Origin of the sequence: Shewanella sp. FJAT-51649 (genome assembly GCF_019457435.1) — a bacterium.
Taxonomy (GTDB): domain Bacteria; phylum Pseudomonadota; class Gammaproteobacteria; order Enterobacterales; family Shewanellaceae; genus Shewanella; species Shewanella mangrovisoli.
This window is the reverse complement of sequence record NZ_CP080411.1, coordinates 4,531,748-4,552,122: the sequence shown is the minus strand read 5'-3', so window position 1 is coordinate 4,552,122 and position 20,375 is coordinate 4,531,748. Positions and strand designations below refer to the sequence as shown.

Here is a 20,375-nt window from a genome sequence, read left to right as displayed (position 1 = left end):
TTTTGAGGTGAACTGCTATACTGCAGGATAAACGTTTTATAGAGATTTTGTTTTGAGCCGCCACTATTGCCCTCATTGTCGTTATCCCCTTACAGCTTGCCTCTGTGCCCATGTGCAACTCATACAGCCGCAAACGCAGCTAGTGGTATTGCAACATCCCTCCGAAGTCGAGCATAAAAAGAATAGCGTCAAGATGTTAAGTCTAGTTATCCCTAACACCCAAGTGTATGTGGGCGAGACGGAAGCGGACTTTGCCTTATTGCGTGAACAATTGATGGATTGTGGGCGCTCTGTCTATCTTGTGTATCCCTCTGAGCAGAGTGTGAGTGTCGAACAACAGAGGCTTAACACCGATTGTGTACTGTTGTTGATCGATGGCACCTGGCGAAAAGCCTTTAAAATCTTGCAACTCAATCCATGGTTGGCTCAATTGCCAGCGGTGCACTTGGCCGAAGGTTATGCTTCGAGATACAAGATCCGCAAATCGAGCCGCAGTGATAGTTTGTCAACCTTAGAAGCGAGTGCTTATATGCTAAAAGCCCTCGAGCCGGATTTAGACGTGTCACCTTTACTGAATGCCTTCGATGCCATGGTGGAGCTGCGCATTCGGGCCATGCCAGCTCAGGTTAGGCTGCGTTATCAGAACGGAGAGTAAGTGATTTTAAATTCTTACGTTTTTGAGACCCCGTACGAATTAAAATAGTTAAAATCTTATTCAGATCACGCTAACGTAACGTAAAACAAGGTTTAATAATGAGGATTCATTTGCGCTGCAAATGATGAGATAGCTTTGCCAGCCAATTGCTTTGCAGGGGAGTGATTCCATACTTATGGTGTGCTGGCAGGGCTATCGAGCCAATGATTCACCTTGAAACATCCACTCGATAAACCAATCAATTCTTACTGCGTTGCCGCTCAACCTTAAGCGATACACCTTTCGGCTAAAAAGGCTTGGGTAAACTGCTCAACCGAACTGGGATAGCCAAACAAAAAGCCTTGCGCAAAACCTTGTCCCATATGGGTAATGATGTCTTTTTGCTGCTGCGTTTCAATGCCTTCTGCCACAAAGTGAATATCGAGAGCCTGTGCTAATTGCACTATGGCATGGCAAAGTTTTTGCCCGGAGGCATCGTGTAAACGCAGGGCAAATTCAGCATCAATTTTCACGCTGTCTATTGGTAAAGTGCCTAAGCGACTCAGTGATGAGAGGCCCGTGCCAAAGTCATCAATCGCGATACCGACACCTAAGGCTTTAATGCGCTCAAGGGTCTGGCGAGCCAACTCGGGTTGACGTAACAATGCAGACTCGGTGATTTCTAAAATCAGTGCTTCAGCGGGCAGGGCGACCATTTCTAGGGCGCTAATTACTTGACCGACAAAATCCACATGCTCCAGCTGCAAGGGAGACACATTGACCGACACTTTAAAATCAGGCTGATAACTTGCGCGCCATATGGCCGCTTGTTTACAGGCTTGCTCAAGTGCCCATTGCCCAATGGTGATGATGAGCCCGGTTTCCTCGAGTAAAGGGACGAACTCGGCCGCTTCATAATGCTCATTTGGGGATTTTTGCCAGCGCAACAGCGCCTCGGCACCTATGGGCTTATTGGTATGTAAATCCACAATCGCCTGATAGGCAAGATTGAACTGCTTTAGGCTATGAGCATGCCTTAGGTTGTTGATAAGCTTTAATTTAAGCTCGGCAGCTTGGCTCATCGCCTTGTCATAAAAGACTAAGTGCGGTTGGTTTTTCTTAGCGCTGTACATAGCGGTATCGGCCAAGCTAATCAGCTGTCCCGCTTGATCACTGTGGGTTGGGAACAGCGCGATACCAATACTGGTACCGAGGAAGAACTTTTGCCCTTCGATTTCAAATGGACTGTCGAATAGACTCAGTATTTGCTCGGCAAATAATTGAATTTCTTCCTTACAGCTGCATTCCTGTAGTACTAGGGTAAACTCATCGCCCCCCATACGGGCGATATCAGCCTTCTCAATGCAGCCCGCTTCTAAACGCGCGGCCACCAGTTGCAATACCCTGTCCCCCATGGAATGACCAAAGCTGTCATTGATGTTCTTAAAACCATTGAGATCTAAAAACATCAGTGCGCCGAGGGCGGAAGGATCATCCTTCAGTTTGTCGAGGGCGCTATTGAGTATTTGCTTGAGATGATAACGGTTCGGCAGCCCTGTGAGTGTGTCGTACATGGCGCGGGTAGTGAGCTGCGTTTCGAGCAGCTTTTTGGTGCTGATATCGCTGAAAATATTCACATGATACAGGGCATTATCATCGGTCTCGATTCGGCGACTGCTTTGCCATGCGGGAAAGTGACTCCCGTCAGAACGCTGTTTAAGTGTCTCACCGTGCCAAAATCCCCGTTGTTTGATGGCGGCTTGGCAATCGGTTTCTTGCCCTGGTGGAAGGAGTTTTGCCTCTAAAAACTCAGGGGTTTTACCGATCAATTGCTCGGCACTGTAACCACAGATACGGCACATTGCCTTGTTCACTGCCAAGATGCGATTGTCAGCATCTGTGATGTAAACGGCCTCAGCACTCTCTTCGAGCGTGGTCGCCATAATTTCCCGAGGGATATGGGCAAAGCCATCGGAGATCGACGGCCGAACTTGAGTGCGACGGTTGAGTGCTTGCAGCTCAACAAGCACCACGGCCTGTTGCTGCAAATAACAAGGGTAGAGTCTAACCTTGGTGGGGAGTTCTTTACCCTGTTGGCTTAGGTGGAGCCAGCTAAATTCGACATGGTTCCCCGATGCAGCCTCAATAATCATTTCCCGAGCAAATTCAACGCTATTACGCCCAGAAGATTGGATCCTCGGTGAAAAGTCATAGGGCGTGGTATTCACTAAGGCACCGTATTCGGTGCCAAAGTAATCGAGGGTGGCGCTATTTGCGCTAATAAAGCTAAAGCCTTGGATCAGGGCGAGGGGAGTCTGGTGCGGATCGGCTTGCCAGCATGACAGCTTGTCTTGCAATACAGGGTCATCTGTACTGAGTTTATTGAGCAAGTGTTGCCATCTGATCATTTAGGATACTCCCTTGTGACGCAAATTAAGGTCACATCCTACAGCCTAGGTACTTCGTTTATAACGAAATTAATTCAAATAGTACATCATTCCATTGAGGTTAAAAATAAACCTAATCGAGGTTTTGTTTAAATCACAACTAAAAACTGACAGTTTAAGATAGCTGATTTTCAGTGTTATACACGAAAATTCTCCTAACTCATCACTGCAAAATACGGTTTTATGCTATGTTTTGCCCTGAATGTTCAGTTTGCCGTGCCAATCAGCCGAAGAAGGACTCTAAGGAACATAGGATGCAAAAACTTATCCCCACCATCGTATTAAGTGTCGTTGTCGGTCTGGTATTGCCTATCGCGCAAGCGGCTGAACAGCCAAAGCCACGGCTGACCTTAGAACAAAGGGCCGATAAGGCGCGCATCGATTCAGAAAGAATCGAGCAAGCGCAGCTTGAAAAGGCCCGCCGAGCCGCCCAAGAGACCTCGGCACGGGAAGAAAAAATCCGCCAACAGTCCAATCCGCAGGATTGGGAAGCCCAACAAAAGCTTAAGGCTCAAAAGCAGTTCGATGAAAGGGAAAGCCGCGAGCAAAAATATCTGCAAGAAGCCAAGGAAGCGGCCGCCAAAGAGCGTAAAATCCCCAAACCTTAATCTTTTTAGTCAAAGGCAATATCCGTCGTTTGCCTTACGATGTCTCTAGGAACCGTCGTTGAACATCTGTCCCCTTTGCCACAGTACCGAATTAGTGGCCTACCACCAAGATAAACGCCGTCGTTACCAACAGTGCCAGCAGTGTGCCTTGGTGAGTGTACCTACCGAATTTTATCTAAGCCCTGAAGCCGAAAAGGCCGAATACGATAAGCACGAAAATCACCCGCAGGATCTCGGTTATCAGCAGTTTCTAGACAGAACCCTCGCTCCTTTGTTGGCTCGCGTTTCCCCTTCGGCTGCTGGGCTCGATTTTGGTTGTGGCGAGGGAAAAGCATTAAGTCTGCTGGCGCAAACGCGGGGGTATCGAGTCGAGAACTATGATCTCTATTACGCCAACCACCCAGAGTTACTCACGCGGCAATATGATTTCATTACCCTGACGGAGGTCATTGAGCATGTGAGTGATGCCGATGCGTTACTAACCTTATTAAACACCTTGCTCAAGCCCAAGGGTATTTTGGCCGTGATGACCAAGCGAGTACTCAACCCCACGGCATTTAGCACTTGGCATTATAAAAATGATCCTACCCATATTAACTTTTACTCCGAAGCCACCTTTCAATGGCTCGCCGAGCATTACGGCTGGCGGCTGGAAATCATCAACAAAGATGTGGTGTTTTTGCATCAAGCTAATTAACCTGAACTTAGGTTAATTAATGCGCTTGGGGCTTTTGCTGCCGCAGATAAGTTGGGATCTGTAAGTTTTCTAAATCGAACTTGGATGGTGCGGAGTCTGCGATGGATATCGCCTGACGCTTAATAAAATCATGCACATTGATATAGTTGTCATTAACTGCCTGGATAGGATCTTGAATTTCCGGCTGCGCAAATCCAATCCCCGTTGCTATCACCATGATTTCGAGCTCCGATTCGAGCTCAGGGTCGATAGTGAGCCCAATAATCACTAGGGCATCCCGCGGTAATTGCTCGTGTACAGTTGCGCCGATTTGGTTGTATTGACTGAGCTCTATCGTGTCTTTTGCGACAACGCTGACAATTGCCGCTTGCGCTTGATTGAGTTCGATATTATCGAGCAAGGGATGTTGCATGGCGCGTTTAACCGCCGAGATAAGATCCTCATCGCCCTGGAGGCAACTTACGCCCATTGCGGCGCGACCTTGGCGGCTGATGACGGAAATAAAGTCATTTAAATCAATATTGATAAGCCCAGCTTGGCTGATGGTATTGGCAAGCCCCAATAACACATCCTGTAAAATTTTATTGCTCTCTTTGAAGGCATTGAGCAGGGTCACTTTGGCCCCAAGCACCTCGGCAAGCTTATCGTTGGGGAGAACGATAACGGCATTGGCGCTCTCCAATAATTCTTGCAGTCCGGCTTCGGCATTGGCCTTTCTGTGCTGGCCTTCAAAGCTAAAAGGCATGGTCACAACGGCGATAACGGGTTTGGTTAACTCTCGAGCGAGCTTTGCCACCTGTGGTAGCGCGCCCGTACCTGTGCCGCCGCCTAATCCCGCCGTGAGAAACACTATATCGCTATGCTGCATTTGTTCAGTTAATGCCTGCGCCGACTCAATCGCTGCCGCGCAGCCGACATCGGGCTTGGCGCCTGCGCCTAAGCCTTTCGTCGTTTGTGGACCAATTTGAATACGGTAATGGCTGCTGGTGGCAGCCATGGCTTGTGCATCGGTATTGACGGAAATTAATTCTACGCTGGATGGCAGATTGACTTGGCTGAGTTGATTAATGGTATTACAACCACAGCCTCCAACACCGAATACCGTTAATTTGGGCATGGCGCCAGTGGCGGTTTCATGAATAAGTTCAAACATAGCGACTCTCACAGTTAGCAATGGTAAAGCAAGACTAACCTTGAGTTGCGACTCAGCTTGTCGCATCAATGCGATAAACGGTTTAACGGTATTTCGCCGCCATTTTTTGGCTGAGTGCGGCAAAGTGCTCCCGCAGTTTTACCGGTGCCAGTACCTCCACGGTATCGGCCATTTCCCACAATGATGTGCGCAGTTTTGGGGTATCAGTGACCTCCGCTACCACATAAAAGCGGCCATCTTCACGTAATTGCATGGTCTGATTATCACTAAACTTGGCTTCACGCATGATAAAACTCGCCTTATCGGAGAGCAGCAGTTCGAGACGCATCTTCTCGCCACGCGAGCCCTGTGCGGTTTTATTGATATCAAAATCGGCACTCTTAACCGCCGCGCTAGACAATAGCTGTGCGTTACGCAGTAAGCCTATCGGTTTGTGATGGCGGCGCTTATCAAAGCTGCCAATGGTAAAGGCGAGTAGCGCCACCCCATCGCGAATTAAAATTCCTTGTGGATTAATGGGGTTGTAATGCAGCCAATGCATTTTGCCATTGATCCATTTTTTGATATCGCAGCGAATTTGTTTCTTATCCAAAATAGCTTGCTGTATGACTTCTAAAGATTGAGGTTGGTGCTGGGGTAGGATAAAGGGGTAAGGCTCGGGAAGCTGTGCGACTCTGCACGCCCAATAGAGCCAAGGATTTTCTGGATCGCTAGCCAGCACCTGATCGGCCCTGTCGAAGTAGGGCTGTAGTTGTTGCAAGCTTTGTGGTGGCATCAACTGACTGGCACTGCGCTTTAAGGTGGTTAACGCCAGCGCCATATGTTGGTCCATTAGCTCTAGGTTCAACCCGCGCCAGCAGGACTCAATAGACCAACCATAGGGCTTGTTTCTATCATCGAGGCGTAAGCCAAAGGTGCCCATTTCATACATGGCCTTTAAATCCCTTTGCACCGAACGCTTACTGATATCCTGCGTGCGGTTTGCCAGTCGTTCGACTAATTCGTTTACCGAGATTTTACGTGGCGCCCGCGGGATTAAGCTCAGTAGTGTCACTTGGCGTTGAAAGTTAGGCTGCATAGTAGATTTTTCGATGTTTAGCGGAATAACAGTATATTAATCAAAGACTGCGACAAAAGCTGTCGCAGGTTTTGTATGGTGTGTGAAAATCTATCAAAATCCCGACTGACTCACCTTATGCGAGTAATCGCTTTGCCTCGTCTTTTGATTTCAGAAGGCCATCAACAATGGGTTTTCGGCATATTTTGCAAGCCGCGTGATTTACACTGAGTGCACTAAAGCATCCTTGCGCAATGTCTCCTTACTATTAAATCTATTAACAATTTCTCAATGTCCGTGTAGTTTAGATAGCTTATAAAAACAACAATAGGTTATCGCTATGACTGTATCCTCGGTATCGCGCGCTTTATCAACATCCTCTGTAGCCACATCCTTTGCACCTTATGTGAGTTCACTCGGTGTGAGTCCATCAAGATTCACCAAGAGCTTAATCGCCTCTGCTCTAACTTTGAGTTTGCTGGGGGCTGGGTTAAGTTCTGCCTATGCGGCGCAGCCCGACGCGGCTAAGTTGGCGGCGGGTGTGGAGCAAAAGGTGATCGACTGGCGCCGTGATTTACACCAGCATCCTGAGTTATCTAACCGCGAGTTTCGCACTAGCAAGATTATTGAAAAGCATCTGAAATCCCTCGGGTTAGAAGTACAAACGGGTATCGCCCATACTGGGGTTGTTGCTATCTTGAAAGGCGGAAAGTTAAAGGGCGGTAAACCCGGTCCCTTGATTGCGATCCGCGCGGATATGGATGCTTTGCCCGTGACCGAAGTCGTCGATGTGCCCTTTGCCTCTAAAGCGACGGATACCTATCGCGGTCAAACCGTAGGGGTGATGCATGCCTGCGGCCATGATACCCATGTGGCTATGTTAATGGGCGTGGCCGAGAGTTTAGTGAAAGTGAAAGATAGCCTTGCTGGCGACGTGATGTTTATCTTCCAACCCGCCGAAGAAGGTGCGCCCGATGGCGAAGAGGGCGGCGCGGAATTAATGCTAAAACAAGGGCTGTTTGCCAAGCGTAAGCCGGACCAAGTGTTTGGTATGCATGTGACCTCGAGTATGCCAAGCGGCATGATTGGGGTGCGTAGTGGCCCTGCTATGGCGAGTGAAGATTCCTTTACTATCAAAGTGAAAGGCCGCCAAACCCATGGCTCGCGCCCTTGGAATGGCGTCGACCCTATCGTCGCCGCGGCGCAAATTATTACCAATGTGCAAACTATTGTGAGTCGTCAGGTGGATATTACCAAAGCGCCCGCTGTGGTGAGTTTTGGCGCGGTAAATGGTGGTATTCGCTCGAATATTATTCCCGATGAAGTGGAACTGATTGGCACCATCCGCACCTTTGACCAACCTATGCGTGCCGATATTAAGGTGCGCTTGGCCGAAATCGCCGAGTTATCGGCAAAAACCTTAGGCGCTACTGCGACAACCGAAATCCATCAAGGTTACCCTGTGGTGGTGAACAATCCTGAATTGGTCGCCAGTATGCGCCCCGTGCTTGCTAGCGTGGTCGGCGATAAGATGCTGATAGAGCCTGGATTGATCACAGGCGCCGAGGACTTTTCCTTCTATGCCTTAGAGTCACCTGGGATGTTTTTCTTCCTTGGGGTGACGCCGAAGGGCACAGATCCTGAAACGGCGGCCAGTAACCATTCTCCCGCCTTCTATGTGGATGAAAGTGCGTTAAAAGTTGGCGTTGAAGCCATGACCAAGGTTGCCCTTACGGCACTTAAGGTGCAATAAATCGCTTAAGCCCTATTCCGTCAGCTTTTCGGTATAACTTGAGCTTACAAAAAATCGGCGCGGGAAGGCCTTCCCGCGCTTGATTTGCTAGGCAATTTGCCTTCATATGTGGATTTTTACAGCAAGGAGCGAACAAGATGAAGCGCACGCTATCGGCGCTGGTGTTGGCGATGGGACTCTTTAATCCCTTGAGCCAAGCACAGGCCACAACGGCAGAAGACATCAAGAGTTTTACGCTAGCCAACGGCATGAAAATCATGGTGCTAGAGGACTCTTCTATTCCCAATGCCAACATGTATCTGTTTTGGAAAGTCGGTTCCCGCAACGAAGTCCCGGGGATTACCGGTATCTCACACTTTTTCGAGCATATGATGTTTAACGGCTCGAAAAAATACGGCCCTAAGATGTTCGACCGTACCATGGAAGCCGCGGGTGGGGCTAACAATGCTTACACCACTGAAGATATGACGGTCTACACCGACTGGTTCCCAGCTAATGCGCTAGAGACCATGTTCGACCTCGAGGCTGACCGTATCGCCAATTTAGATATCAATCCCGATATGGTGGAAAGCGAGCGTGGCGTAGTGCAGTCGGAGCGTTCGACTGGGCTTGAAAACTCCAACTGGAATACCCTCGAAGGCGAAGTTAAAGGCGTGGCCTTTTTAGCGCATCCCTATTCTTGGTCCGTGATTGGCCATGAGTCGGATATTGCCGCTTGGACGCTAGAAGATTTAGTGCAATACCATAAAACCTACTATGCGCCGAACAATGCGGTCGTGGTGATTGCCGGTGATGTAAAGTTGGCTCAAGTTAAGGCTTTGGCGGATAAGTATTTTGCGCCCATTCCTGCGCAAACACCGCCTAAGGCCGTGCGTACCGTCGAGCCTTTGCAAAAGGGTGAGCGCCGTACCTTCGTTCAAAAAGCCTCGGTCAGTACACCTAACGTGATGTTGGCGTACCATGTGCCAGCGGCGACCCATGCCGATTATTATGCCTTGGATCTGCTTAGTTCTATCCTAAGCCAAGGTAATAGCTCGCGTTTATATCAAGCGCTGGTGGATAAACAAGTCGCGCTCGAAGCCGAGACCTATATGCCGATGTCGGTCGACCCTAACCTGTTCTATGTGATGGGTGTCGCCACGCCTGAAGTGAATGCTAACACCTTAGAGCGCGCGCTGATCGAACAAATCAATAGCATCGCGACTAATGGTGTGACCCAGCAAGAGCTAGATAAAGTCAAAAATATCAAGTTGATGGACTTTTATCGTGCGATGGAAACCATCAATGGTAAGGCCAACACCATAGGCACCTACGAAATGTATTTTGGTAGCTACGATAAATTATTTAATGCACCAGAGGCCTATAACAAGGTAACGCCTGCGGATATCCAACGTGTTGCCCAAACCTATTTACGCAAATCGAATCGCACTGTTGCGGTGCTGGCGGCAAACGAGGAGTCGGATCAATGAAACTCTCCTTTGTAAAATCATCCTTTATAACATCATCTCTGCAGCCGACTAAGTTAATGGTCGCATTAGCCCTAGGCACTAGCTTAGCCTTATCCGGCTGCGCCTCCACCACGGCACCCAAACGCGTCGATACTGGCAGCTTTGCCATGCCAAGTTACGACAAGTTAGTGCTAGATAACGGTCTAACAGTGTATTTAATGCCGCAGCGCGAAGTGCCGTTGATCACCTTAAACGCGGTAGTGCGTGCCGGGGCGGTTAACGACACCACAGCGGGTATTGCCCAAATGACCGCCGAAGGTTTACTCCTTGGCGCGGCGGGTAAATCCAAGGCAGAGATTGAGCAGCAAGTGGATTTTCTCGGCGCTAGTTTAGGGGCCGAAGCCGACAAAGAAGGCAGTTATCTGGCCGCCGATTTTATGGCAAAAGATACCGATGTGATGCTCGGCCTATTCAGCGCCGCGCTATTAAGCCCCGACTTTGATTCGGCCGAGTTCGACAAACTTAAGCAGCGTGCCATTGCGGGTTTACAGCAGGATAAAGAAAGCCCGCGCGCCGTGATTGGTCGCTACTTCGATAAACTGGTGTTCGGTGCTCATCCCTACGGTAATGCCTCATCGGGTAATCGCGAGTCACTTGAGCAAGTCACAGTGTCGCAGCTGCGCGCCTTCCATAAGAGCTACTATCAACCCGCCAATACCGCATTAACTGTAGTGGGGGATTTTGATGTGGCGGCGATGAAGGCCAAGCTAACTCAGACTTTTGGCCAGTGGAAAGGCAGCGAAAAACTCGTTCAGCCCGACTTAAACCAAGGTTTGCCTAAGTTAACTGAGGCCAAAGTGCTGCTGGTGGATAAGCCAGATGCGATGGAAACCACCTTTGTTATCGGTGGTTTAGGCATTAGCCGTGATAACCCTGACTATGTGGGGCTAACGGTAGTGAACACCATTTTAGGTGGCCGCTTTACCTCTTGGCTGAACGATGAGCTGCGAGTGAATGCGGGGCTAACCTATGGTGCGCGCTCCGGTTTTAGTCCTTATACCGACGCTGGCGTGTTTACCATTAGCACCTTCACTAAGACGGAAACCACCCAAGAAGCGATTGATTTAGCGCTGAAAACCTATGCTCGTTTATGGGAAAAAGGCGTCGACCAAGCGACTCTTGATTCGGCTAAGGCCTATGTTAAAGGTCAGTTCCCGCCTAAGTTTGAAACCTCGGGCCAATTGGCTGGACTCTTATCAGGCATGTATCTCTACGGCTTCGATGATAAGTTTATCAACGAGTTCCAAGCCAAAGTGGATGGCTTAACCTTAGAAGAAACCCAAAGGTTAGTGAAAACTTACTTCCCGCAAAAGGACTTACAGTTTGTGCTGATTGGTAATGCTAGCAAGATAGCGCCTATCGCGGCCAAGTATGGCCAAGTGCAAACCGTCGATATTAATGCGGTGGGTTTTGGTCAATAACCACTGGCGTTAGTTATTTCGTCCAATAAAAAGGTCTGCATAACGCAGACCTTTTGTTTTTATCTGTGAGTCGCTAAGCCTTATTGGGCACCGGGCTTGGCATAGTGGGTCATCCAATCCTTCACTTGGTTATACCAATAGATGGAGTTGTTGGGTTTCATGATCCAATGGTTTTCATCGGGGAAATAGATCATCCGCGATTCGACATTACGGGTTTGCAGAGTACGGAACAGCTCAAAACCTTGGCCGACGGGCACACGGTAATCGAGTTGACCATGGCTGACTAAGGTTGGAGTATTAAAGTTGGCGGCAAAGTAGTGGGGTGAAATAGCTTTATACAGCTCAGGATTATCCCAGTAGTTACCAAAGCGGGTGCTGTGGACGGCAAAGTCCGCCGACATTTGTGAGTACATGTCGTACACCGCCGCGTGGATCAGCAGCGCCTTGAAGGGATGCGGCTGGCCTAAAATAATCGAGGTTAAGTAGCCACCATAGCTGGCGCCGCCGGCGACCATACGATCACTATCGATCCAACGTTGTTGCTTAAACCAGTCTGCGGCTTTGAGCACATCTTCGAGGGATTTGTTTTTCCAATCCGGGTTAATGGCGTCGGCAAACTCTTGTCCGAAGCCGCTAGAGCCGTGGAAGTTTGGCCACGCGGTGACATAACCCCAAGAGGCAAAGGTTTGCGCATTCCAGCGGAAGTGGAAACCATCGCTAATGGCGTTGTGTGGGCCGCCGTGGATTAACATAAACAGCGGGTATTTTTTGCTGCGATCGAACCCTGGTGGATAGTGCACCCACATTTGAATGTCTTGGCCCTGATAACCTTTGTAGGTGACCGACTCATAGCTGCCTAAATCGACATCTTTTAAAATCTCGTCGTTAAACTGCTCTAAACGCTCGGTTTTTCCATTGCGAGGGTTGATGCTGACTAAACGCGCGGGATACAAAAAGCTCTGATTGGTCGCAATCAACTGGCCATCTTTAGCGATAGCAGGCTGGCTAAAGTCGGTCGCTTGGGTGATGGCCTTGGCCTTACCGCTCTTAGCATCGATATGATAAATACGGTTTGTCGCCGCATCATCAATGCTGGCATAGAAGCCCTTGCTGTCGGGTGTCCACTCGAATTGAGACACTGAGCGATCCCACTCCGCGGTGAGCGTGGTGAGTTTGCGACTGCTCACATCCAGCAGCATCAGCCTTGCGGTATCGGCATAAAATCCGGGGATTTTTTGCCGAGTAAAGGCGAGGGTTTTACCGTTAGGGCTAAATGTGGGGTTCAGATCCGGCGCTGGGTTATCTGGAGTGACGTTGTCGGCTTTGCTGCCGCCAATGGTGGCGAGGAACAAGTCTAACTTAGGGTCGACGCGATTATCCGAACCATAGGCGCTGAAGGCGATTAAGCGTTCATCGGGGGAAATATCGTAACTTGAGCTGCTTTGGCTTGAGCGAGGCAGTTCATGGCCTAAAGGCTGAGTCACGGCTTCAACCGCGCCGCCTGTCGCTGGGATCCTAAACACGTGGGCCTGACGGCGCTCATCTAACCAATGATCGAACTGCGAATAGGGCAGCGCGTTCCACTGGCGGGCGGAGACTTTATTATCTTTATCAGTCTTGAGCTGGGCCTTCATTTGCTCCCAGTTCTGCTCAGGGAAGATATTGCTGATAAAATACAAATGCTTGCCAACCCACTTGATACCATTGACGCCGGTGGGGATATCCGTGAGTTTGCTGGCTTCACCCGGGTCGTCCATAGGTAACAGGTAAATTTGGCCCGCGTCGTCATCGTTACGTTCGCTGATAAAGGCTAAGGTTTTGCCGTCTGGCGAGAACACTGGCTCGCTGACTTTTAAGCCTTTGGCGGTAATCGCACGGTTATGTTTACCTTCACCGTCGAAGCGCCACAGTTGGGTTGAGCCTTTGTCTTCCTTAAGGTCGTATTCAGTCACTGGCGCAATAATGTGCTCGCCCGTGGAGGACACCACTGGGCTACCTATGCGCTTGAGTTGCCAAAGTAATTCGACTGAGAGTGGTTTGCTGGCTTCTGCAAATGCCGTGCTGAGGGGCATTAGCAGACTCAGCAGTATAATTCCTGCCTTCTTCACTAGATGTCTCCTTATCATTCAGAGTGTTATCGTTATTTTTCCCATTAAACCCCAAAGTATAAAAACCGAGCATGAAATCAAGCTGAGTCTGTGAAGGTTGAGGCGGACTTTTATGTAAGTAACTGTAACCACTGGCCACATTTTGGTGACTAGGCATAACTGGCATGGCGCAAACTGTCGTAGCGTATTTGTGGCTAAGGGGTTTTAACGCTAATGTATTGGAAGATTGAAATAGGACTCGAATATGGCGTTAATCATCCCGCAAAGACTGGGCAAGCTATTGATAAAAAATGTATTGATACTCGCCTTGGGCAGCTTGGCTCTCTTTCCAGCGCAAGCCGCTAAGATCAGTTTTAAAGCCTTTTGCCCGCAAATGGTGGGGCAGTGGCAGGGCAATGCCGCTAAGGTGGGGGAGATCCCTAAGCAAGTTATCGTCAACGGTTTTTGCTCCCATGATCAGCGCCAGTTGATCCTTTCCGTGAGTGTCGGTACGCGCGCTCCCTACAGCGAGACTTGGTGGTTTCGGGAGCAAGGCGAGCAAGTGCTGTTAACCTATTACGACGGTGTTTCGCAGGAAAAGCAGCAACTCTTTAGTTTATATCAACAAAATGGCGATTATTCCCTGCTGGGCGAGGGAGTCGTGAATGCGCGCGCCGCCTTAATCCAACTGTTATTCGAGGCTAAATCGCCCCAGGGCGCATGGCAGTGGACGCAAAATATCCAATATTTAGACGATGATATCGACCGCTATCAGCTCTTTCGTGGGATAGAGATGGCGCCTGTCGCACCATCGCATTAAGCAGACTTATTCATACTCGACAATACGCAACTCACTTTGGGACAAAAGCGTGTTAGGTCATTAGCCATTGCATATGAATTTCGCATAAAAGTCTCTATGGATAACACGCAGCGGGTAATTTTTTCGTAGTTAGCAAATTGTTAGCCACAAACCGATAACCTCGATCCATTCAGATATGTACAGATACATGCTGTTGAATTCGTTTGGAAGGATAATTTGATTATGTTTGATGAAATTACGAGACTTTTCGAGCTTTTCTATTCTCTGTTTTAGCCAATGCAGTGATGGCATAGAGTGTTCAACGAAACCGGGATTTGTTATTACTAAAAATTTACATTACCTACTGAGGATGGACTTCCAGAAGTGAGAGTTTGCATTAATCCATATCGGTTAATCAAAATATCTTTTCATTCATCAGTTGGCTTGGGTTATACCCAAAGCGTTTTTTAAATGAAAAAGAAAAATGTGAAAGGTTTTCAAAGCCGAGTTCAAGATATATATCTGAAGGTTTCTGTTGTTTCTGTTCAATTAAAAAGTGCGCTTCATCCAACCGTTTTGCGGTTAACCAAGCAGCCGGTGACTGCTGAAATATTTGTTTAAAATCGCGTTTAAACGCCGACAAACTACGACCGCTTAAATAAGCAAAACGCTCAAGGCTGACGTTAAACTTATAGTTTTGTTGCATAAAGGCTTTCAGAACGAGCCTACCGGGTTGCCGGAAATCAAACAGAATTCGGGCTAAATCCGGCTGTTGTTGTAGCAAAATAAGCAGCAGTTCTTCACGTTTTAAATCCGCAAAACGCTGGTCGATATTGCCAGCACCCTGATAGTAAGGCGCCAATGACTGAATAAAGCTTTGTAACAACGAACTTAGTGGAATGCCTACATAAGCTTGCTGCGGTGCTGGGTGCTCTAGATTAATCGGATACTTATCCGCAAAACCCTGCAAAAAAGACTGCTCAAAGATCACCACCACCTTTTCAAAGTGCCCGTCAGTAGGTTGCTTGTTGTAACGTGCCAGATGATTTTTACGCGCTAAACAGCACTGCCCTGCGCGTAATTGATGACGATTTTTACCATCAAAACCGGTTAATACACCCTGCGCCAAAAATATAAACATATGCTCAGGCACAAACTGCTCGGGGGAAATCTCCGGCCCTAAGTAACAAGACTTAATTTCGTTCAGTTTCATCATGTTAAATTAGCTTGTAGTGAACCAGTGACTGAGCGGCGGCCAGCATGGCCTGTTCATTTGAGCGCGGTTGCCAGCCCAACAAAGTACGAGCCTTTTGGTTAGACGCCTGTCGATAAACTCCCACCAAAGGTTTAATCGCTCGCGCTTTGGGATTAAATAATGCCACGATTTTTAATAACCAGGTAGGCAGCGCTTTAGTCGAAATATTAGCACTATGTTGCGGCATGGCTTTTTTCAAATAATGGGCAATATCGATCAATGACATCGTCCCTCCTGCCAGCGCCAAAAAACGCTCCCCCGCCGCCTGTGGTGACAGCATGGCACGTATATGCAAATCCGCCACGTCGCGCACATCTACTATGCCCATGTTAATATCGGGCAACCTTTGCATTTCGCCGCTCATTAGCTGACGCAGCAAGCTATGTCCAGCAGATAGACGTTGATTAATTAAAGGACCAAAGATCCCCATTGGGTTGATAACGGACAACTCCAACCCTTGCCCGTCACTATGGATATAGTCCCATGCGGCGCGCTCCGCCAGCACTTTGGATTTATTATACACAGACAAACCCTTTTGCTTGGGGTTAGTCCAGCTTTGTTCCGTGATCACTTGGCTGGTATCGGTGTTGCTGTAGCCCACAGCACCAAAATTGGATGTCATTACCACGCGTTTAACCCCCGCCTTTTTGGCAAAAGTTAACACTCTAAGTGTGCCCTCAACCGCAGGTTTAATCACATCATCTTCATTTTTGGGATCGCCCATCGGCAGCGGTGAGGCAACATGCAGCACATAATCACAACCTTGCATTGCAGTTAACCAATTAGTGTCATTTAACAAGTCAGCCTCAATAAGCTGCACGTTATCTTGGCTTGCTTGCATACCGGCACTTTTCAATGTTTCAAACAATTGGCTTTGACTACTCAAACTACGCACTGTGGTGTTGACCCGATAGCCCTGCTGCAACAATTGCACTATCACATGTGTTGCGACAAATCCGGTACCACCGGTGACTAATACTGTTTGTTGTTGCATGCTGACCTCATTCATATTCAATATTTGCCAGACCAAATAACCAAGCCTGCGTGGATATTGGCATTATAGAGGCACTCAATAATTTGATGGTTTATTCAAAAGCTCAGCTTTGTTTTGTTGATTGGCTCAGTGTATGCAGAAAAACTCTGTCAGTGAATCGCCAACATCGCAGTAGCTTTTTAGCCGGATGAACAGTTAAATGGTCGTTAGAACTGTCATTGTTGCAACAGTGACCGTTGGTGGCATGACCGCTCTTTCACATCTGACCCATAGGGATATGGGAAATGCCACTATGATGTTGGGAACATCATTGGCCATGTGAACGCGGCATTTACACTTCCGTGTGCTGCAGATGCCGCCGTCGAGCCTATAGGGATACTTCTTGTAAAATAAAAGGACGGCGTGTCACAGGGGAAACAATGACAATTGATACAGTGCACCTAGCGGCAAAGTTATCTGGCTTTGGTGTGAATTGAGTTAAAGAAATCTTTTAGAGCTGATGGCTGAATGATTTGGCTGAGTAATTGGAATATTGGCTGGTTCAGCCCAGCCAATTCAAATCAGTATTCCTACCTATTAAATAGCGCCTTCAAACCCAAGCTGACGCCAGGCTTCGTAGCTGATAATCGCCACGGCATTGGAGAGGTTGAGGCTGCGACTGGTGGCCGCCATCGGAATGCGTAATCGCTGCTCAGTTGGGATTGACTCGATAATCGACATAGGTAGCCCACGGGTTTCAGGGCCAAATAACAGCACGTCATCCTTGGCAAAACTGAGTTCAGTATGAGGGCGACTGCCCTTAGTGGTACAGGCCATAATGCGTTTTCCTGCCATGGCTTCGAGGAAGGCATCGAAGTTTTTATGGCGAGTCACATTGGTTAAATCGGCATAGTCTAGGCCCGCGCGACGCAGTTTTTTCTCTTCAAAATCAAACCCTAGTGGCTCAATTAGATGAAGTTGGCTGCCGTTGTTTGCACAAAGGCGAATGATATTACCCGTGTTGGGTGCGATTTCTGGCTCATAGAGTGCGATATGGAACATGCTTGCCCGCCTATAAAAAATGACGCCCGATTATACGGCAAACAAGGCATAAGCACAGCTCTGCTTGCGCATATCTAAAGCGGCATAAACGCGGGTCCATTTTTCTTTTCTCCCTATTAACCTTATTTCAGCACTTGCCTGTTTTATTCTCTCAAAGTAATATATCTCAACATCAAGATACTTTTTAAGAAGTCATTATGCCGTTTGTGATTGCGTTACTCGCCCCGGTGTTTTGGGGGACCACCTATGCATTGGTGAGTCTTTACTTACAGGATATGTCGCCCTACTGGGTGGCGGTTTGGCGCGCGCTGCCTGCCGGTATATTGCTGCTGATGCTGCGGCCGCGTTTGCCGACGCTGGCATGGTCTAAATTAAGCTTGCTGGCGTTTTGTAATATTGGCGCCTTCTTTGCGCTGCTGTTTATTGGCGCCTATCGGCTACCCGGCGCCGTTGCGGGTACGCTGGGGGCGACATTGCCATTAATCTTTTTGATCCTCGCTTGGCTGATTGATAAAAAACGCCCGGGAATGAAGTGGCTACTGCTCGGCTTAATGGGCCTCGGTGGCGTGATTTTATTGCTTAATCCCTCGGCGGATCTCGACCCGATTGGTGTCCTGTGTATGCTGAGTGCGACGACGCTGATTGCCTTTGCTTCCCGCTGGATGCAGCGCTGGGATGTGGGCGACTTTTTAGTGCTCACCGCCTGGCAATTACTCTTGGGGGGCTTGATGTTAATCCCGCTGGCGTGGTTTATGGCGGGGCCGCCACAGATCCCGAGTATGGATGTGGTTCCCTCGTTAATTTGGCTAGTTACCGCCAATACCGCGGTGGCCTATTGGGCTTGGCTCTGGTCAATGCGAAATTTAGGACCAGAAATCATGGGGATGGTGGCTTTAGTCAATCCCGTGGTTGCCGTATCATTAGGCGTATTGATTGTGGGTGAAGCCTTAGATATGCGCCAGTGGGCAGGGATTTTAGTGATTTTACTGTCGCTACTGCTGATGAAGTTGCCGCAAAACTTGAGGTGGAATCCCTTAAAAGCGAGGGGTTAAATGCTAAAACACTTAGACTTGAACTTACTGCCCGTACTGGAAATTCTCCTTGAGGAGCAGAGTGTCACGGCCGCGGCGGCGCGGCTGCATTTAAGTCAGTCGGCGGTGAGCAAGCAATTGACTCGCCTGCGCGAAGTGTTTGATGACCCCTTATTCGAACGTACCGCCTACGGCCTCAAACCGACGCCCAAGGCGCTGTCGCTGGCGCCCGACTTGCGCCAATGCTTACAGCAATTAGCGCAATTTACTCGGCCAGATAGTTTTGAGCCCGCCCTAAGCCAACGTCAGTTTCGGATGCATCTGGTCGAAACCACCTATTCACTGACGTTCCCACACTTTATGCCTTCGCTTTTAGCGCAGGCGCCCGGTGTGAGCATTAATTGCCAAACCTGGCGGCTGGATACCATGGAAAGATTGATGCGCTGCGATATCGATCTCGCCATAGGTTGCCGCGAATGGGATGAACGTTCGCCCATGCATGTAAACCATATCCCGGATGATATCCATTATGTTGAATTGGTTCAGGATTACACTGTATGCCTGATGCGCCGTGACCATCCAGCCCTTTCGCAGGAATGGAATCTCGACACCTTTTTAAGCTATCGCCAGTTACAGGTTGCCTTTGGTGGCTTGGAGCATTGGTTATTAGACGATGTGCTGCAAATCCAAGGGCGTAAACGGGATATTGCGGTGAATATGACGGACTTTCAGAGCGCGCTGGCCCTGTGCGAGCAGAGCGATTTGATCCTCTGTGCCCCTTCCCGTTACGCCTTAGCTGTGATGAAGTCGTTTGATCTTATGTATTTACCCTCACCGATTAAGCTGATCCCCGGTGCGTATCTGCTGATGTGGCATAAGCATTTCGAACACGATCTCAGCCATAAATGGCTGCGGGAACTGATTATCGACAAGGTCCGCGCCTCGCTCCCTAACTAACTTCTGCCCCAGTGTTTAGCCAAGCCTGTAACTTGGGCAAAATCGCCTGTCCATCGGCTAGGCCTTGGTGATACACGGCGGTCACTTTATCGATATTGCGGTCAAGCCGCGAAAGATTAAGCGGCGCAGCAGGGCGGATCACAAAGATATTGCCACTGGCAACACTCTGGGCGAGTTCCTCTAGGGATTGGTTATAACGTTGGTGACGCACTTTGAGCGCGGCGGCTACCGCCGGATAAGCTTGATAACGCTTGCGCGCTAACCAATTGAACTTCATTGGTGATTTTCGATAGTTTGCATCCTGAGTCAGGATCACCACCTGGCGTTTATAGCCCTCTTGCTGCGCCTGCGCGACCGGAATAGGCGCAGCGATGCCGCCATCGAGGTAGGTTTGGTGGTTTATCGGATAGGGATTGGCCATAAAAGGCAGGCTAGAGGAGGCGATAAGCACGTCGAGCAATTTGTCGTGCTCCTGAAAATCGGCCATGCCAAAGTAATCGGTTTGTCCTGTCTGGCAGTTAAATGCCCCGACCTTAAACTCAGTTCCGCTGGTTAAAAAGGTTTTAAAATCAAAAGGCAGTAACTCATAGGCCATGCGCTTATAGGTAAAATCGGTATTGACGTAATTACCCGTGGCTAACCAGTGGCGCAGCCCCATGTAGCGCTTATCCCGCAGATATTGCTGCTGAATTTGTAAATTGCGGCCAAATTGGCGTGAAACATAAGAAGCGGGATAAATCGCCCCCGCCGATACACCAATCACATAGGGGAAGTGCAATTGTTGCTGCAAAAAGGCATCTAACACGCCGGCGGTATAAATTGCCCTCAGGCCGCCGCCCTCTAACACTAAGGCCACATCTTGCATTGAGTTACTACTGTTTAATCGAATGGATAGAACAGCATACTCTAACTCCACTGAGAAATGAAACGCCT

Annotated in this window: 17 protein-coding genes; 9 read left to right on the top strand and 8 right to left on the bottom strand. The window is 48.8% G+C overall.

The genetic code is table 11. The features are described from left to right. The first annotated feature begins 52 nt into the window (after positions 1–52). The gene (locus tag K0H59_RS19905; protein ID WP_220054145.1) at positions 53–655 is read left to right on the top strand and encodes a tRNA-uridine aminocarboxypropyltransferase; all 603 of its coding nucleotides are present in this window, start codon (positions 53–55) and stop codon (positions 653–655) included. Positions 656–921: 266 nt separating this feature from the next. Here the strand turns inward: K0H59_RS19905 and K0H59_RS19900 are convergent, their stop codons facing one another. Beyond that, positions 922–3,042, bottom strand: coding sequence for a bifunctional diguanylate cyclase/phosphodiesterase (locus tag K0H59_RS19900; protein WP_220054144.1), 2,121 nt, complete (start codon positions 3,040–3,042; stop codon positions 922–924). A 293-nt stretch (positions 3,043–3,335) separates the two neighbouring features. On the opposite strand from K0H59_RS19900, the gene K0H59_RS19895 reads away from it, so the two are divergent. Beyond that, positions 3,336–3,689, top strand: coding sequence for a hypothetical protein (locus K0H59_RS19895; protein WP_220054143.1), 354 nt, complete (start codon positions 3,336–3,338; stop codon positions 3,687–3,689). Between the two features lie 58 nt (positions 3,690–3,747). Further along, entirely contained in the window at positions 3,748–4,386 is a 639-nt protein-coding gene (locus K0H59_RS19890; protein WP_220054142.1) for a class I SAM-dependent methyltransferase, read from the top strand. A 16-nt stretch (positions 4,387–4,402) separates the two neighbouring features. Here the strand turns inward: K0H59_RS19890 and ftsZ are convergent, their stop codons facing one another. Next, entirely contained in the window at positions 4,403–5,539 is a 1,137-nt protein-coding gene (gene ftsZ / locus K0H59_RS19885; RefSeq protein WP_220054141.1) for a cell division protein FtsZ, read from the bottom strand. Positions 5,540–5,621: 82 nt separating this feature from the next. Further along, complete coding sequence (locus K0H59_RS19880) at positions 5,622–6,617, bottom strand: YafY family protein (RefSeq protein ID WP_220054140.1); 996 nt, start codon at positions 6,615–6,617, stop codon at positions 5,622–5,624. A gap of 319 nt (positions 6,618–6,936) precedes the next feature. Between K0H59_RS19880 and K0H59_RS19875 the strand changes: the two genes are divergently transcribed. The 3 genes from K0H59_RS19875 to K0H59_RS19865 all read left to right on the top strand — a co-directional run bounded on the left by K0H59_RS19875 (position 6,937) and on the right by K0H59_RS19865 (position 11,278). Then, complete coding sequence (locus tag K0H59_RS19875) at positions 6,937–8,349, top strand: amidohydrolase (protein ID WP_220054139.1); 1,413 nt, start codon at positions 6,937–6,939, stop codon at positions 8,347–8,349. A 137-nt stretch (positions 8,350–8,486) separates the two neighbouring features. Next, the gene (locus K0H59_RS19870; protein ID WP_011627539.1) at positions 8,487–9,818 is read left to right on the top strand and encodes a pitrilysin family protein; all 1,332 of its coding nucleotides are present in this window, start codon (positions 8,487–8,489) and stop codon (positions 9,816–9,818) included. Further along, positions 9,815–11,278 carry a pitrilysin family protein gene (locus tag K0H59_RS19865; protein WP_220054138.1) on the top strand — a complete coding sequence of 488 codons (1,464 nt, stop codon included), beginning with the start codon at positions 9,815–9,817 and terminating at the stop codon, positions 11,276–11,278. Before K0H59_RS19870 ends, K0H59_RS19865 begins: the two co-directional genes overlap by 4 nt. A gap of 80 nt (positions 11,279–11,358) precedes the next feature. On the opposite strand, the gene K0H59_RS19860 is transcribed toward K0H59_RS19865, so the two are convergent. Next, a complete protein-coding gene (locus K0H59_RS19860; RefSeq protein WP_220054137.1) occupies positions 11,359–13,386 on the bottom strand; it encodes a S9 family peptidase in 2,028 nt (675 codons plus the stop codon). A gap of 244 nt (positions 13,387–13,630) precedes the next feature. On the opposite strand from K0H59_RS19860, the gene K0H59_RS19855 reads away from it, so the two are divergent. Then, positions 13,631–14,185 carry a hypothetical protein gene (locus K0H59_RS19855; RefSeq protein WP_220054136.1) on the top strand — a complete coding sequence of 185 codons (555 nt, stop codon included), beginning with the start codon at positions 13,631–13,633 and terminating at the stop codon, positions 14,183–14,185. 394 nt (positions 14,186–14,579) lie between these two features. Here K0H59_RS19855 and K0H59_RS19850 read toward each other — a convergent pair whose 3' ends face one another. From K0H59_RS19850 to trmL, 3 genes are all read right to left on the bottom strand, one after another. After that, positions 14,580–15,380, bottom strand: a complete 801-nt coding sequence (locus tag K0H59_RS19850; RefSeq protein WP_220054135.1) for an AraC family transcriptional regulator — start codon at positions 15,378–15,380, stop codon at positions 14,580–14,582. Between the two features lies 1 nt (position 15,381). Continuing rightward, on the bottom strand, positions 15,382–16,413 hold the full coding sequence (locus K0H59_RS19845) for an aldehyde reductase (RefSeq protein WP_220054134.1): 1,032 nt from the start codon (positions 16,411–16,413) through the stop codon (positions 15,382–15,384). A 576-nt stretch (positions 16,414–16,989) separates the two neighbouring features. Beyond that, on the bottom strand, positions 16,990–17,454 hold the full coding sequence (gene trmL, locus K0H59_RS19840) for a tRNA (uridine(34)/cytosine(34)/5-carboxymethylaminomethyluridine(34)-2'-O)-methyltransferase TrmL (protein WP_088212461.1): 465 nt from the start codon (positions 17,452–17,454) through the stop codon (positions 16,990–16,992). Positions 17,455–17,651: 197 nt separating this feature from the next. Here trmL and K0H59_RS19835 point away from each other — a divergent pair, with 197 nt between their 5' ends. Together K0H59_RS19835 and K0H59_RS19830 are read left to right on the top strand one after the other, a co-directional pair. After that, positions 17,652–18,506 carry a DMT family transporter gene (locus K0H59_RS19835; protein ID WP_220054133.1) on the top strand — a complete coding sequence of 285 codons (855 nt, stop codon included), beginning with the start codon at positions 17,652–17,654 and terminating at the stop codon, positions 18,504–18,506. Continuing rightward, positions 18,507–19,442 carry a LysR family transcriptional regulator gene (locus K0H59_RS19830; RefSeq protein ID WP_220054132.1) on the top strand — a complete coding sequence of 312 codons (936 nt, stop codon included), beginning with the start codon at positions 18,507–18,509 and terminating at the stop codon, positions 19,440–19,442. On the opposite strand, the gene K0H59_RS19825 is transcribed toward K0H59_RS19830, so the two are convergent. Continuing rightward, entirely contained in the window at positions 19,435–20,307 is an 873-nt protein-coding gene (locus K0H59_RS19825; RefSeq protein WP_088212458.1) for a patatin family protein, read from the bottom strand. The genes K0H59_RS19830 and K0H59_RS19825 overlap by 8 nt on opposite strands. Positions 20,308–20,375 lie beyond the last annotated feature (68 nt).